Genomic DNA, 15,382 nt, shown 5'->3' with positions numbered 1-15,382 from the left:
ATTATAATTAATTTTCTTTGATATAAAAAGCACTGTTCTCTGTATGAGTTCAGTGCTTTCTAGGTGGAAATATGCATTTATAAATCAGATGAGATTATATAAATAATTGGGATTTAACAATAACTTAAAGATTACCAACAAAAGAAAAAAGATATTGAGCAGACTTAATACTTTTTTTCTTCGTATACATACTATGTTTTGTATTATTATTTAATCTAAATAAATTTGTATTGCATCAATTTCTTGACCTAAAATACCTGAATAACCATTATTTGAATCATTAGAATTATATCCTGTTACATAGGGAAGCCATTTGCCTGTTCTTCTTAAATGAACCCTGTAATATACAGTTTTTCCTGTATCAGTTTTTATCATTAGTCCATCAATAGGTTTATTTTTTATGCCTGCGTAATCACTACGATTTGTTACCTCAGACAACCAACTTCCACCCTTATAATGTACCTTGTATGTTATATTACCACTTGATAAATTAGCGTATAAACAATCAATATCATGCCCAAATATACCTGCATAATCTTGTGTATCGACCACATTCGGTAAGAATTGCTTCGTAACATCATCATATACCTGATATATTACACTTATTTTAGAACTGTTTGAAAGATTACGCCATAGATTACTCCAATTTGATGGAGCATTATTATAAATAGTATTACCGCTTTCGACTTTACCTTTATTTTTAATTGAAGTAGTTTTATTTGTATTTATGTAAAAGGCATCAAAAGCAAATGTATTTCCGAATTTAGAAAATGAAGAGGCAAACGAACTCGTTTTCCCCCTGTATACGCCTATATCATAATGAAGACCATATGTTGTATTACCGTTGCCATCTGTTCCACCTATTTTATAAAAGTCAGTACCTTGCGAAATAACAGTTCCCTTTTCATAATAGGATTTCCAAGTATCATAATTGCTTCCGTGCATAAACTGTACAGTCATATAGTCAATAGTACCGTCTGCATAATAAACTGGATTTGTCGACTGGAATAAAACTACACCATATGACTTACTAATATTCACCACTTTTCCAGTGAAAGGAGCAAATGCATAGGTTGATCCAGAACAATCAATTTGATTAGAATTACTATGTGAGTAGCTTTCGTAGGCTATTTGAGTAATATTCATTACACTTACTGGAAACCAAGCGTATTCATGACTTGCAGCTTTACTAATAGTATTAGGAAAACTTGTGAAAGTAACTGTTACGAATAACAACAGTAGAAATAATTTCTTATTCATATTTATTATTCCCTCTCTTTGTATAATTTATAATAAGCTTATTTACATATTATACCACGTTCCAATTGTTTTGTAAATATTTGTCTCTTTTTTCACCTAATGCCGCTAACGCTTTCCTATGTTCTTGTTCTTTGTTGTTGTCGTCTATCTAAGTTCACCTTTATAATTTGCTATGAAACACATAGCAATCAGCACTTTTTAATTTCTGTTTGATTCGTTCAGTTTCAAAAAATCTAATTAATCATCCATAAGTTACCCAAGCAAAAGATTAGTACTATAATGTTCCCCGTCTCACCAAAATGGATTCCATATTTACATTATGATTAATAGACCATCAGCTCTACCGCCTATGATAGTCTTTCCTTTAACATTATTCCAGGTAAAATTTTCATTCACACTTTAGATACCAGAAAATTACCTGCACGTTGTGTTAATTGAGCAAAATTAACTACCTAATCCTCTGCACCTTCATTATATACATATATAGATGCTTCTGAGCCTAAAAACCAATATCTGCCTCACCACTTGTTTAGGCTAAATTAGCATTGTTATAGTGAAGTTTATTTATAAAAAACTTTAAACTATAAAATTTTAGCAAATATTAGAACTACTACATAACTACCATAAGATAATTTTTACATAATTTTACTATTGCCAAGCTCTCGAAATAATGGTATAATTTTCCAGTAACTAATACTTAATTGAAAGGGGATATATAAATGAAAAAAATCTTAACTGCAACATTGTCACTTGTAATGCTATTCTCTGTTTCTGTAATGCCACTTAAGACAGTCAATGCAGCTCATGTACATAATGATAACCATGTACATGAAACAACAATTGATTCAATAATTACACCATTTGCACAGGTATGTGGAAATTGTGACAGAGGTGTACTTATACAATCAAAATCGTTCGGTTCCTGGTACCGAGCTAGAGAAACAAGATGCAGCCATGGTTTTGGATATGGTACTGACATTGAAGAGCGCAGAAGCGTAACCATAACTTTAAAGTGTAATACTTGTAGCGCCGGTACTTCTTATGCAGGAACACCTGAATCTCGCACGAGTTGCCACGGTTTTAATAGGTAATTTATTAAATAGACTATACATGTTATCTGATGTGTATGGTCTATATTTTAATACCGTCTGTAAATATTCCTTTCAAAGTCAACTATCAATATTTGACAGATATAATTTATCCATGAGTATAAAAAGTATTCTCATACTTCACTTACTTTCTTATTTGGGTGTCCTTTTTTTCATCATTAAGGCTAATCACCTGTTTTTTTTGCATGAAAAAAGCAGACTACATCCACATTGGTAGACTTCGTCTGCTTATATATACACAAGGATTTATACACCAAAAAGGCATAGTCTTTAGAAGACTAGCATTTTATAGTCAGAGTCTATATCCGTAAAGATAAGTATAACAAAGAAGCCCACAACCGTGGAAATATTCTGCTTTTGTTTACTTACCGAATACGTATTGAACCCATTGGCTAGGTACCCTCCTCTTATATCTATATGATTTAATTATTTTATCATTGAAGTAATCCTACTGTCCAGACCCTCTTACACAATTTATTGTTCTTATTAAACAGCACTATTTTATGCATACCGCATCTGAATTGTCGTACCGCATTAAAGCAAGGTATGAATCCCACATAAGCAATTCAATTATTGAAAGTTTTTTACATAATCTTTTCTTATGAAAACTGGAAATTTAGGATGGGTTTTTACTATATTCCCATCGTCTCCGGGATACGTTAGTTTTTCAAGCCTTGCATAAATTCCGGCAGCTTTGCCTCCCATAGTGTTCACAGCAAATAATATTTCATGTATCCCCGGTTCTATGAATAGTTTAGCCGCTCCCTGATTCGAATTATCTGTATACATTACTTCTATGTTGTCAAACCAGAGCTTTAACTTATTCTCGTCGCAACTTCCGGCATGTAAGCAAAAATTCTCCCTTTCTTCACACATTAGATACCCGGCGAAATAAATGACAGCTTCTTCCCCATGACAACATAACTCTTCTGGCACTTCACAGTACCAGCCGGGAAATTGGACTTCTTTGTAGTCTTTTTCCGATAAATGCCAAGGATACCCTATACTGCGAAAATCCTCGTTTAGGGTTTCACTTATGCTTATCTGCCATACATTCATATAGGGTGAAAGAAATCCTTCTGATACAACTCTTACCATATCCATTTCGGGAATGTATCTTCCCTGTGAATCTGTTATTATATTCTGAGTCTCTGCCGGATATTTATAGGAGAGGAAAGCACTACTTACATCGTTAGGTCCCTGATACGCAATTGCGGTTTTAAGCATAATTTTATTGCCTTCTATATGAACTTCTGTAATCTGTCCATAGTCCATAAGCCTTGGCGCCAGTTTTATATGAAATCCTTTAGCAGCGTCTTTGACACACAGCCCATCTGCTACATTCTTGTATGTAAGAATGATTAATGCTTTATTATCCTCACAATCCTTATGATATGTGATACGCTCCAATTCTATAGAGTTTCTCCCTATTTCTGGCACTGATAGATTATTAGATATGTTATCTTTAATAGTCACATGAAGAATTTGCACCGTCTCTAAAACTTCTCCCGCCGTATCTTCCAGCCAAAGCTGAAAGTTATATATACCCGTTTTCTTCATTATCGGTATTTTGCCTGATAGCTTACCCATAATTCCACATCCTATGGACATAACCTCATAGTCTAGCGTATCTAAATTCTCTTCTAACACCATACATTTTACAATGCCATCATAAAAACAACTTCCCTGAAATACCAGATATTCCTTATTACGGTCTATTGTGGCATGACTGAATAAACCTTCTTGTATAAGCACACTCTATCATCTCCTGCCTGTTTATTTTACATACTTTATATAAGCTTATCTAATAAAAAAGTTGCTTAAGGATAACTTTATTCGTATCTTATAGCTTTCTATACTTTACTTAATATTTAGTTGCTTTATTGCTTTTAGTTCACGGCTTTGCTAAAGATATTCCAAAGCTTATGCTCTAACAGAAGATTCTCATAACTTAAGGTATTAATTCTTTTATAGTCTGGCCTGCAATCAGATATCATGCTTTTTATGAACAGAGATTTCACTGTTTGCCATTGGTTTTGTAATTGTAATGCTAGCCTGACCAATTCCTCACCGACTTCCAGCCTGACAACCTTTTGTTCTGCCAGATAACTAAACAATTGCTGGTTTGCCTTCTGCCTGTTTGTAATTTTTGAAAGCATTGACAAGTAATGGATTAACATTTCATCTATCTCATTAAAAAAATGAGTCATATAGGTCAGATACGTAATGTCATTTTTAATTCTCGTAGCAAATGCAATGACTTTTGATACCGGTAATGTATAGTCCTCTAAATGTTCCGGCAGACATATCTCCCTAATCTGTATACCATTCTCTCTCCATACTGCCTTTTGAAATCGTTCGTATGGTATAATATGCTGTTTATAGCCATTCGCATCATCATCATAAATAGTAAAAATTTTTTCTTCATCATCGTAACCGGCAATCAATGAATAATGGCTCATATGATAGCGCTGATACATAAGGCTTTCCGGTATCCAGTCATACAAGTCAACCACTACATTTATTACTCTTCCTTGGTCAATACAGGCTTTGATGTCTTTCATATAATCCTGCTCTGTAAATGTACTGTTTTTCTTATGCAGAATCTCCAACCTGCTTAATAGCTCTCTGGAATATTTTATATCCAGGGAAGTTATCCATCCTAAATCTCCTGCCATCTGGTACATATAATCGTTTAACAGCGGAATTAGACGATAACTGCTGTTTAATGAGGTAAGAACCGTAAGGTTATCATTGATTTCACAATTGATCCAATGGTCTGTAAATGGAACCAGATGCAGGTTGTTTTTCATTTATGATACCCCCTCCACCTGTTCTTTCTTGGTAAGCAGGCTACAAATATATTCTTTCAGCTCACCGATATTATTAAAAGCAGTTAGGTACAGTTTATCATCTCCAATGATTATATCAAAGGCATCTTCAAATTGAACAATTATGTCTATGTAACTTAAAGAATTCACCCCAAGATCTGACAGATTGTCTTTGCTAGTTACTTTTTTTCCTTTTTCTTTAATATTTTTCCCTATAATTTGTATTATTTGCTCATCTACAGGATTCAAACAAGATTTATCTGCAAGTGTAATTTCCGATTTGATTGCATCTTCTGCACGCCTTCCATATGTCAGAGTATCTGCTAATGAAAGCATACTCCTTCTGTCTATCTTGCCACTGTTGGTATATATAAAACTGTCTGTCCTGAAATATCTTCCCGGTATCATGTGGCCTGGCAGAAGTTTCTTAAGATGCTGTTGCAGTATGGAAGTTTCTATAGGTATCTCTGAAATATAAAAAGTAACGAGTTCCTGATTCTCCTGATCAAAACAAGTAACAGTCAGTTTAATTTCATCTAATTTCATTAGGTTCGCATCAATTTCTTCCAGTTCAATCCGGTGTCCTCTAAGCTTTACCTGATTATCCTTTCTTCCCATAAATATTAAGAGGCCATTTTCATCATAACGCGCCATGTCTCCTGTACGGTACATTGTATTCCTAAACTCTAAGGATAGCTTAACAAAATGCTTATCGGTTTGTTCTGTGTTATTCCTATATCCTTTTGCTACACCTTTTCCCCCTATGTATATTTCACCTGTTTCACCTTTTTTAACCGACTTTAAATCTTCACCTAGTAAATAGAATTTGACATAAGACAAAGGTTCTCCAATGTCAATTACTTCCTTTCTGGTTAAATCGCTGACCGCACTCCAGACAGTGGTTTCTGTCGGTCCATACAGGTTATATATCTTAAGATTCTGTTTTGTTTTTAAGAATTCTAACAACTCCTTTGGAAAGACTTCTCCTCCAAGCATTACGGCTTCTGCACGGTTTAAGCAAATTAACTCCTTATCATACAACCAGATTAGCTTCATCTTAGAGGGTGTCATTTGCAGCAGCTTAATATCATACCTTTTAATTAAATCTATAATCCGTTTGGGATTACTTTGTTCCTCTTCATTGGCTATAACTACTGTAAGTCCTTTAATTAAAGCCAGTACCGCTTCTAAAAAGAATATATCGAAAGTGTAATTGGATAAGCAGGCTATTGCCTTTCCTGGTATAAAAGGTATTTTCTCCGGCATTGCTTCAAAGAAACTGGCGAGTCCCACTCTTGTTACCTCAACTGCCTTTGGCTGCCCGGTAGAGCCTGAAGTATGTATAATATACGCCAGTTCATTTTCTGAGTAGTCTGCCGCAATCCCTTTCTTTTTCTCAGACTCAATATAAATACACTCATACTCTGCTAACAGCTCCTTCGCCACTCCCTTGGTGGTTACTACCTTTTTTACCCCTGCATTTTGAAGCATGAGTTTCACTCTCGACTCCGGCAGATTTAAATCAATGGCAAGAAACGGAATTCCACACTCCAAAAGTGCCATAACCGTTATTAGTATATATTCGGTTCTTGGTAAGGCCAAACCTACAATTTCACCGGACACTACGTAGGATGCAAGCATTTCTTTGATTCGGTCTATCTCACATCGAATGCTTATGGAATCACATCTCTTATTATTAGCAATAATTGTTCCTAAGGTATTAAAGTACATAAAAAAGCCCTCCTTAATATTTTATTGACTCCCCCATTACATTAGCTCCCACTGCATGCCGCATTTGCTTGTCAAATTCGGCAATGCCTTCAAACAGGCTGTGAAATTGATCCTTGATTTCACATTAGCTCCCACTGCATGCCGTACTAATATCTTGAAAAATCTCTTTTTGCCTTTTCATAATCGTTTCGCTAAAAGAAAATAAACTTTTATCTCGTTTTTCTTTGTCCCGGAAGCTATCCCGAATTAATTTTACTCTAAAATCATCCCACATGGTCTTTATCTCTTCAAGTTCCTTCACCAACTGATAGAGATGGCTCTTCTCACAGCCTGATAAAATTGGCAATATCTCCGTAAAATAATCCAAATAAGGTTGTATAGTAGTTACCTTAATGAGATATCCAGCCTCAAAACACTTTTGCTGATAAAGCTTCTTATCAGCATCATAGTTTTTTAGCTGATTTAAATACTCTAAAAATGCAGAATATCCAGTAATACAATTCTTCTTCGTCAATGGATGTAAAAAGTCAGTTAAAGCCTCCCTAAATATACCTTGTATTGGCAAGGAGTCCGTATTTAAAAGACAACTCAGAGTAAAATATCCCTGCAATGCGGCCATCAACTCTCTCAGGCTGATTTCCCCCATAAATACCGTTATATTTCCCAGCCTATCCACCCTATATGTATCTGCAATATAAGCCTTATCCTTCTCTTCATTCAATCCGTAGAGGACACAGGTATGTCTTCTTGGTGATTTTATTTCCTCTGGTGCGTCTAGATAACTTAACTTACCAACCTGAATGATGCACACAACTGGTTTCTTCTGATCCAGTTGCTTACTTAAATCCAATACTGTTTCCTTATAATTTGCAGCACTCCCGCTCTCGACAGAAATCCAAGGTACAATATACTTTTTTATATTGCCAATTATATCTGAAATACCATAATAGCACTGCTCTGGGTGATATCTTAAATCCAGTCCGCCAAAGGCAAAGAATACCTCCGCTTCTGTTATTTTTAATCCTTCATAGTTTAAGACATTTCTTATAGCGGAATACAAGCAGTTTTTTCCTGCTTCTTCCGCCCTAAAATCAACTATTATTTTTTCCATACAGACCTCATTTCACCTCCTGCCGGAGTGTACCTGTCAACTGTTGATACCCGGCATCCAGATTCTTCTTTAGAGGCGCACATCCCGGAACAAAACAGTCAAATTTGTTCCTATGCTGATGCAGGCAACTACCGATTCCTATCGTTTTAAAGCCTTTCGTATCTATGTCCGGGTTATAATCTCCCGCATAAATCACTACCTTTTCCATACTATTGCTCTTATACCCGCTAGCAAACTGAACCAGAACATCTCTACAACCGCTGCAAGCGGTTTCATCATGAATATGAATACATTCTTTTACTACCTTATGTCTCTGGTAAAAACTTTCAAAGGGATGGATGGATTCCTCAAGCTTTTCCCCCACAATCTGTATATTCTTAAGTTCCTTTTCTCCAAAGCCGGCTTTATGGGCCATCTCTATATACGCCGGCTGCAAATGCCCAAAACCCATGATATGATAAGCCACTACTTCAGCTGCAAGTGCATTGGAGGAGCCTATTAGGAGTCCAAGATTAACAGGCGTTCCATTCACAGGGCCTAGCCCCTCCATGGCTATACTTCCATCTATTAGCGTAAAGTCTGCCAAAGCTGCTTTATTTAAATCTATCAGACCTTCATCCAGCCCAAGACTATGGAATTTTCTTTTTTCATTATCCGGCAAGAGTCCTTTCATATTCTTTAGTCCTAATGTAAAAGGAAAGGCATCATGGGTTTTCATTACCGGCACATTTATTACCATATCACTTTCTAAGAATACTGCCGGCAGGGATAGTCTTCTGTATTTTAAAGCATTGGGGATTATTACACGGGTATATTCTGTTTGATTAAGATCCACAACGTCTACCCGTTTCCCTGCAAGAGCGCCCACTCCATTCAGAGTTATGACACTTTCTGTTTTTTTACCTATCATGGCACTATCACCAATGGTAATATGTTTTGCCGAGTTCTTAAGAAGTATTTCACTTAGAGCTTTTAGAACTAAAGTATTCGTAACTGCTCCCGTTGTATAATGTTTATCCGTAACCCAATTCGGCTTAATCATAACCTTACTTAAGGGGGGCAGATATTTAGGGACACCTCCCAACAATTGAAAGACTTCATTAACAGCCTCTTTATAATTTCCATCCTTTATCTTAACAATTGCAACTGTAGCCTTCTTCATACGAACTCCCCTCTATGTCCTTGCCCACGTTCAGCCTTAAAAACCTACCGCTCAGCGGCATAATTGAGATGAAGAAGCCTACAATCTTTGGCCTCTTCGTTGTGAAATGATAGAAATTCTTAGTTGACGTATTTAATCAGCTTGGAATTTCTTATCACACGGTTACCATACCGGTTCTTTTGCTCTATAACCATGAAGATAAAAATTGTTACACTTAGAACACACCGGCATGGTTTGCCCATACAGGACTTCTCTTACCCGGTTCATTCTTTCATGCCCCCAAAGATTCGTTACAGAATCCGTATGTAAATCACCAATGGTAAATTCGGGAAAATGCTTGCAGGAGGTGATTTTTCCATTTGGTAGGATATCCATACGATTGGCAACGGATAAGCACATTCTTCTGCCTGTTTCCTTTAAATCCTCTCCCTTTATAAAGCATCCAACCTGCTCTGCTCCAAGGTTAGGCTGTAATTTTATAGGAAGCTTGAAGCTTTTTTCCCTGACCTCCTCCATAATTTGATTAAGTAAAGGTATATTTTCAGTGGCAAGACGGAATTTAAAAGCATGCCAGCTTCCCACCTGATCCTGCGGGCTTACAGACAACCAGGAGAAATGCTCCTGATAGAAGGCATCCATCTTTTTAGTTGTCTTATCAGATATGTACCAGGGCAGACATAAGATAAGGCTGTCTATTCCAATTTCCTCCATTTCCTGAATATGCTGTCTTAGAGTGCGGATATTTGCATCTGTTACAACCGTATGTACCGATATTTTTCCATGAAATGTTCCTCTATTTCTTAGTTCCATAAAGTACTTCATAGCTTCGATTACCCTTTTATGCACCTGTTTTCCACGTATAGCATCGTTTTGCTCTTCCGTTCCGTCTAATGCAATCAATAGCTCTAGTTTCTCTGACATTGGCACCAATAAATCAGCCTTTTCACAAAGTAAAAGACCATTGGTACAAATGGCCGTTATACGCCTGTCTTCTGCCAAATACTTTAGTACCTCATCAATATGGCTGTAGACGAAAGGCTCTCCACCCCACAAATAAACATTGGATTTTACCTCTCTTGTTTCCTTAAGACATTTTTTAAGAATTGCAATATCCAAATCTTTGTTTTGGGATTCCGTATCCATCTTGTTATGGTATCCGTCCTTATTCCATTCATAGCAATGGGCACATCGTAGATTACAACGATTCGTCAGCTTAAACCCCAGTATAGAGGGCAATTTTCCGTAAAAATCTCCAGAATTTGCAGCTTTTTTGGCATTTGATATATTCTTTGCGGCTATCTTTATAATTTCAAACTCTTTTTTATCCATCTTTGGTTTTACCTGCAAGCTATACTCCTTCCCTCATACGTTTGTATGAATCATTCACACTAAAAGCTATGTTCTTTTTCAACTTTTTGCTATAAATCACTGTAATATCTGGAACAAGCACAGCAAACCGGAGATACTTTATTTCTAAGCTTCTTTCGAAATTCCTGAAATCTCTCCCCTTTCCAGATGTCCATAATCCCTTGTTCATAGATATTTCCTACCTTCATTTCATAGAAGGTATGACAGGGCGATACATCCCCATTCGCAGAAACCTCCATATAAATCCATGGAAAAGAGCATTTGTTTCTTTTATCTTTCATCTCATCCCACTCTCCCTGGTAGAAATGCATCAGATTCTCCTTTTCCATGGTTTTAGGATAACCTATCATATTTATATTTTTTTCTTCGCAAAAGTTCCTTAGCTTTAATACCTGACCCATAAGTTCATCTATGTCAATGTCTTTAAAATCAGCTAGTTCCCTAACCAGCCCTGAAGCACCTAAAAAACTGCTCTGGCTAAATTCCTCCTCCATAAAAGTAAGACATTTATTATACCTCGCCTCTGTTATATAAAGCTGGAATTCAACACTAATGTTATCTAACAAGGTATAATCTATCTCCTCTGTAAAAAAGGAATAGATGGTTTTATAGTTATATGGGGTTACTACCATGGTTACACCTAGCAGTGGATAAGTACTTCCCTGTTCTTCTCTAATACGGTAAATTTCGTTTAATCCTTCCACCGCTTTTTGATATACCCCGTGTCCACGCTGATTGTCATTAAATTCCTCCGGTCCGTCAATGGATACCCAGATTCTTCGTACCTGGTTATCCACCATGGTTTTGGCATATTTCTTTAATAAGGTTCCATTCGTAGGAATATCTACCTTACAATCATACTTTTTAAAAGTCATTAGCAATTCTTCAATATGCTGGTACATTAGGGGTTCCCCTCCAAACAGCTCATAATATGGATTATGCTGTGCCAATTCTTCTATGACTTTTTTTGCTGCCTGAATGTCCAAATCCATTAGTTCTGGTTTTTCAAAATAAGAACCGCTCTCCCCCCATTCATAGCACATCTTACACCGCAGATTACATCTTTGGGTAACCTGAAAGACCAGCCATTTCGGATAGTTAAAGTTCATTACTGTTTACCTCCTTACAGGTCTTTTGTGGCAGGAACCTTGTTCCATTGTTTTATGAGATATTCTCTATATTCTGTGGTATTCTCTCTTACTTTTATTAGGTTTTCATGGAGTGTATAAAGGAGTTCCCTGGAATAACCGGAGGATTTCCATGTATCAAAATCAACACCAAGGTTATGGGATATAAAGTAATCTGCATTGTTTCGTTCATGCTCGGCAATGGGAGGTAAAAAGATAACCGGTGTTGCAGCAGAAATTGAATCCAACAGCGTTCCGCCTCCTGGTTTTGAGATGATACCAAGCACCCTCCTGGTTATATCATAAGCCGGCGGCAACACATTACTGTTTATAAAGTCCTTATTCGCAAGCGGCCTCATAGGCGGGAAAGAATATTCACCGAAAGCTCCTTTATACCAAGGCTTCCAATCCGCATCCATGTAGTAATACTGATTATTAGAACAATCTTTATCTACTTCATCCAAGTCATATAACGTAATATTAAGTGTACCTACTTCGGACAATTCTTTGATACTGTCCCTGTAAGTACCCATTCCCCAGCCGCCGCCATGGACAAAATACTCCTCTTTTCGACTAGCAAAGGGTATGACTTCCTTATTATCAACTGTTATCTTATAATGAATCTCTTCCCCTGCTCTTGCGAACAACCATTGGGTATTATCATTTCTATCTTCCTTTTGATAGTTTCTCCAGGAGGGTGTTATTCCACAATCAAGACGAAGACATTCAATCTGTATCTCCTTATGTCCACGCTTACAATATTCCGAAAGTACTAAGTCCCAATGTCCTGATAGCATTAGAAAATGGGTGATGTTATTTTTCTCCCATTCCTCGTATAAACCTTGGAATAATTCCAGATTCTCAACTTTTCCTGCTGCATGGAGCGGTATTTTATGCCCTGCTATTGCTGCTCTGAAATCTCTATGAAAAAGCTTCCGGTAGGACTCCATATTTTTCTTTGCCTTCTCCGTAAAATACTCCTCATATATATAGATATGATTATCATATCCATCCTCATTTAACTGATTATGTAGTATAAGAGAAGGTACATATACTCCCAATCCCATACCGGAGGTTAGAATTGCTGCTCTTTGATTCATTCATTACACCTTTTCTATCCTTTCTGGTTAAATATTCAAAATATTCGATTGCAAAAACAACAGGTTAGAGGCTGGAAGTAATCAAAATCACCAAAATAAGGGTGATTTAAAGGTTATTGGCATACTTAGCTAATAACAGGTTAACCTTTGATGATATTCCCTCTATCTCTGCCATGGTTTCCCCAATAATTCCATAATACAGGCGTCCCTTGGATTTTAAATTTTTTCCTTTATCCTCTGCCATTTCTTTTTTCAGACAGAGGGTATTCGCGCTAAGAGGCATGATGCCTGCACCATTCTCTGGCTTATATAAGAGCTTTTCTCCTTCTAGCATGATAAGCAAGTTTTCAACTGTATAGCCATAAGGTGCATGAAAAGGTGCATAAGTGAATTTTGCCCTCTGATGAAATTGTCTTAAGTAAGCATCCAGACAGTATTTCATATAGGTCATGGATTTCCTTGCATTGATTTCAACGATTGGAACAAATTCACCGCCAGGCAGCAGCATGGAGTCTATACACACATCTCCATGGTAACCGGCTTTGTATAACTCCTTACATGCCCGTTCCACAATGGGAATATAATTGCTGGCAAATATCTTTTCTTTCAATTCTTTTGTAAGCTCGCAAGTTCCGCTGTAAGCAAAACCGGAAGCCTGCATATACTGTATATCCAACACCCTGAAAGTTCCGTCTTGTTCTATAAAGGCAATACAGGTAAAGTCAATCTCTTTTTGAAGAAAAGGCTCTAAAAGGAATTCAACCTTCATCCCCTTCTCCTCCTGCTTTTTGATGTATTTTACAAGGCGGTTAAGTATTCCCTCTCCGTTAACCAGAAGATTTCCCTTTCCGGATACACCAAACATATCTTTTAGAATAACCGGATTACCCTCCTTTAACATGGCAGTTCCAAAAGCAATAAGTTCTTCCGTACTTTCTGCCAGTCTGCTGCCGATATCAATATCAAAGCTCTTTCTAAGCTCATAAGAATACCTTTTAGAATTAACGGTCTTAATAACCGGTAGTTCAGGGTAATTATAATTTATCCCTTCTTTTTTGCACCAAGCTTTACTATGCTTTGTAACAGCAAAAGTCTGAAACGTTTTATCTAATAATCCTTCGTGCGGAACCCCCTTTATCTCCCCGGTATATTCCAAAAGATTTTTTAACACATCACTTTGTCCTCTGCTGTTACTATCCTTAGCTAAATCTTCCCGGTTACAGTAAAACGAAAAGCCTAATTGATGTACATAGTTAAGCAAACTTTCGTCAAATGCTTTGTTGGTTAAAAGTACATCTCCTTGTTTACATAGTAAAAATAATAGCTCATCCAGAGCAGAGGTTATCAAAATGGAAGCTTTGTCCGGAATAAAGGGTAACTGACAAAGCTCCTCATCCCTCCACAAAGTTTCCGCATCAAAATTCCCTGCTACCACAAAAGCTTCCTGTCTCATACATTAAGACCTTCTTTGCACGATATAATATAATCGCAAAATGCCTGCACAGATTCTAAATGTTTCATATCCAGGTTATCAAAATCAATTTCAATACCAAATTCATCCTCCGCCCGCAGCATCAGATTGATTAACTGGAGCGAATCCAACCCAATATCTTCTACTATATTAGCTGAATCCTCCATATGTTCAGGCTTTAAAACATCATTTTCTAAAACTTCTGCAATTAACTCCTTAACCTTATTAATCATAATAACACCCATATGTACATCCTCTCTTATGTACAATTGCCACATTTAGACTGAAAGAATCATTGTGGTGGCATCCTTTCCTTTTCATTTTCTTTCAGCTTTTATTGTATTTAAACAGGCTTTCTATTTTTTCTGGAAGGTCTGGTTAAATCCTTAACATTTACAGATACTTTTCTGCCTGTACCTGAAACATTCTGGCATACTTCCCACCTAATTCCATTAAGCTCTCATGTGTTCCCTCCTCTATAATTCTCCCCTCTTCCATCATAAATATCTTATCCGCAATTCGGGAAGTCGAAAGCCTATGTGTAATAAATATAATGGTTTTATCCTTTAATACTGACTTAATTGTCTGGTTTAGATTGTATTCTGCAATAGGATCAAGAGCACTGGAGGGTTCATCTAAAATAATGTAAGGGGAATCCTTATAAAACACTCTAGATATAGCCAATTTTTGTTCCTCTCCCCCGGAAAAAAGCGCTCCCTTTCCATCAAATTCCTTAGTCACCGGTGTTAGTATGCCATCTGGGTATTTTCCCATGACTTCCAGAACACCACTTTCTTTCAGTGCCTGTTTTACTTTTTCCTCCCTGTCTTTGGTACCAGTATAACAATCCATTGTTACATTATTTGCAATGGATGCGGCATATACCTGATAATCCTGAAAGACTGCTCCAAACAAATTCCGGTACTGTTTTAACCGGTAATCCTTTATATTCTGATTTCCTAACTGTACTTCTCCTTTTGTCACATCATACAGTCTTAATATGAGTTTAATTAAGGTGGTCTTTCCCGAACCGTTATATCCGATAATCGCAACCTTTTCACCAGGCGTTATCTTCATGGAGATATTATCTATAATGGAGCTTTGCTCTTTTC

The 15,382-nt window shown here is 36.7% G+C and carries 13 protein-coding genes and 1 pseudogene; 1 reads left to right on the top strand and 13 read right to left on the bottom strand.

The genetic code is table 11. The features are described from left to right. Positions 1–210: 210 nt before the first annotated feature. Positions 211–1,260, bottom strand: a complete 1,050-nt coding sequence (locus tag acsn021_RS06580; protein ID WP_184092869.1) for a hypothetical protein — start codon at positions 1,258–1,260, stop codon at positions 211–213. Between the two features lie 327 nt (positions 1,261–1,587). Continuing rightward, positions 1,588–1,771 (bottom strand): annotated as a pseudogene (locus acsn021_RS23130) (ABC transporter substrate-binding protein); the annotation flags it as partial. Between the two features lie 208 nt (positions 1,772–1,979). Between acsn021_RS23130 and acsn021_RS06575 the strand changes: the two are divergent. Then, positions 1,980–2,351, top strand: a complete 372-nt coding sequence (locus tag acsn021_RS06575) for a hypothetical protein (RefSeq protein WP_184092870.1) — start codon at positions 1,980–1,982, stop codon at positions 2,349–2,351. Positions 2,352–2,939: 588 nt separating this feature from the next. On the opposite strand, the gene acsn021_RS06570 is transcribed toward acsn021_RS06575, so the two are convergent. The 11 genes from acsn021_RS06570 to acsn021_RS23220 all read right to left on the bottom strand — a co-directional run bounded on the left by acsn021_RS06570 (position 2,940) and on the right by acsn021_RS23220 (position 15,347). Beyond that, positions 2,940–4,124 carry a hypothetical protein gene (locus acsn021_RS06570; protein WP_184092871.1) on the bottom strand — a complete coding sequence of 395 codons (1,185 nt, stop codon included), beginning with the start codon at positions 4,122–4,124 and terminating at the stop codon, positions 2,940–2,942. 134 nt (positions 4,125–4,258) lie between these two features. Next, on the bottom strand, positions 4,259–5,182 hold the full coding sequence (locus acsn021_RS06565) for a cysteine peptidase family C39 domain-containing protein (protein WP_184092872.1): 924 nt from the start codon (positions 5,180–5,182) through the stop codon (positions 4,259–4,261). Further along, entirely contained in the window at positions 5,183–6,931 is a 1,749-nt protein-coding gene (locus acsn021_RS06560; RefSeq protein ID WP_184092873.1) for a non-ribosomal peptide synthetase, read from the bottom strand. Between the two features lie 124 nt (positions 6,932–7,055). Then, complete coding sequence (locus acsn021_RS06555) at positions 7,056–8,042, bottom strand: BtrH N-terminal domain-containing protein (RefSeq protein ID WP_184092874.1); 987 nt, start codon at positions 8,040–8,042, stop codon at positions 7,056–7,058. A gap of 7 nt (positions 8,043–8,049) precedes the next feature. Continuing rightward, entirely contained in the window at positions 8,050–9,204 is a 1,155-nt protein-coding gene (locus acsn021_RS06550; RefSeq protein ID WP_184092875.1) for a DUF362 domain-containing protein, read from the bottom strand. A 162-nt stretch (positions 9,205–9,366) separates the two neighbouring features. Continuing rightward, on the bottom strand, positions 9,367–10,551 hold the full coding sequence (locus tag acsn021_RS06545) for a radical SAM protein (RefSeq protein ID WP_184092876.1): 1,185 nt from the start codon (positions 10,549–10,551) through the stop codon (positions 9,367–9,369). A gap of 71 nt (positions 10,552–10,622) precedes the next feature. Next, complete coding sequence (locus acsn021_RS06540) at positions 10,623–11,681, bottom strand: radical SAM/SPASM domain-containing protein (protein WP_184092877.1); 1,059 nt, start codon at positions 11,679–11,681, stop codon at positions 10,623–10,625. Between the two features lie 14 nt (positions 11,682–11,695). Continuing rightward, complete coding sequence (locus acsn021_RS06535; RefSeq protein WP_184092878.1) at positions 11,696–12,799, bottom strand: hypothetical protein; 1,104 nt, start codon at positions 12,797–12,799, stop codon at positions 11,696–11,698. A 106-nt stretch (positions 12,800–12,905) separates the two neighbouring features. Continuing rightward, positions 12,906–14,252 (bottom strand): hypothetical protein, encoded by a 1,347-nt coding sequence (locus tag acsn021_RS06530; protein WP_184092879.1) that lies wholly within the window; start codon positions 14,250–14,252, stop codon positions 12,906–12,908. Then, complete coding sequence (locus tag acsn021_RS06525) at positions 14,249–14,515, bottom strand: acyl carrier protein (RefSeq protein ID WP_184092880.1); 267 nt, start codon at positions 14,513–14,515, stop codon at positions 14,249–14,251. Before acsn021_RS06525 ends, acsn021_RS06530 begins: the two co-directional genes overlap by 4 nt. A 148-nt stretch (positions 14,516–14,663) precedes the next feature. Further along, entirely contained in the window at positions 14,664–15,347 is a 684-nt protein-coding gene (locus tag acsn021_RS23220) for an ATP-binding cassette domain-containing protein (RefSeq protein ID WP_408626146.1), read from the bottom strand. Between the last annotated feature and the right edge of the window lie 35 nt (positions 15,348–15,382).

Origin of the sequence: Anaerocolumna cellulosilytica, assembly GCF_014218335.1 — a bacterium.
In the GTDB taxonomy this organism is placed as follows: domain Bacteria; phylum Bacillota; class Clostridia; order Lachnospirales; family Lachnospiraceae; genus Anaerocolumna; species Anaerocolumna cellulosilytica.
This window is presented reverse-complemented; position numbering and strand designations above follow the sequence as displayed.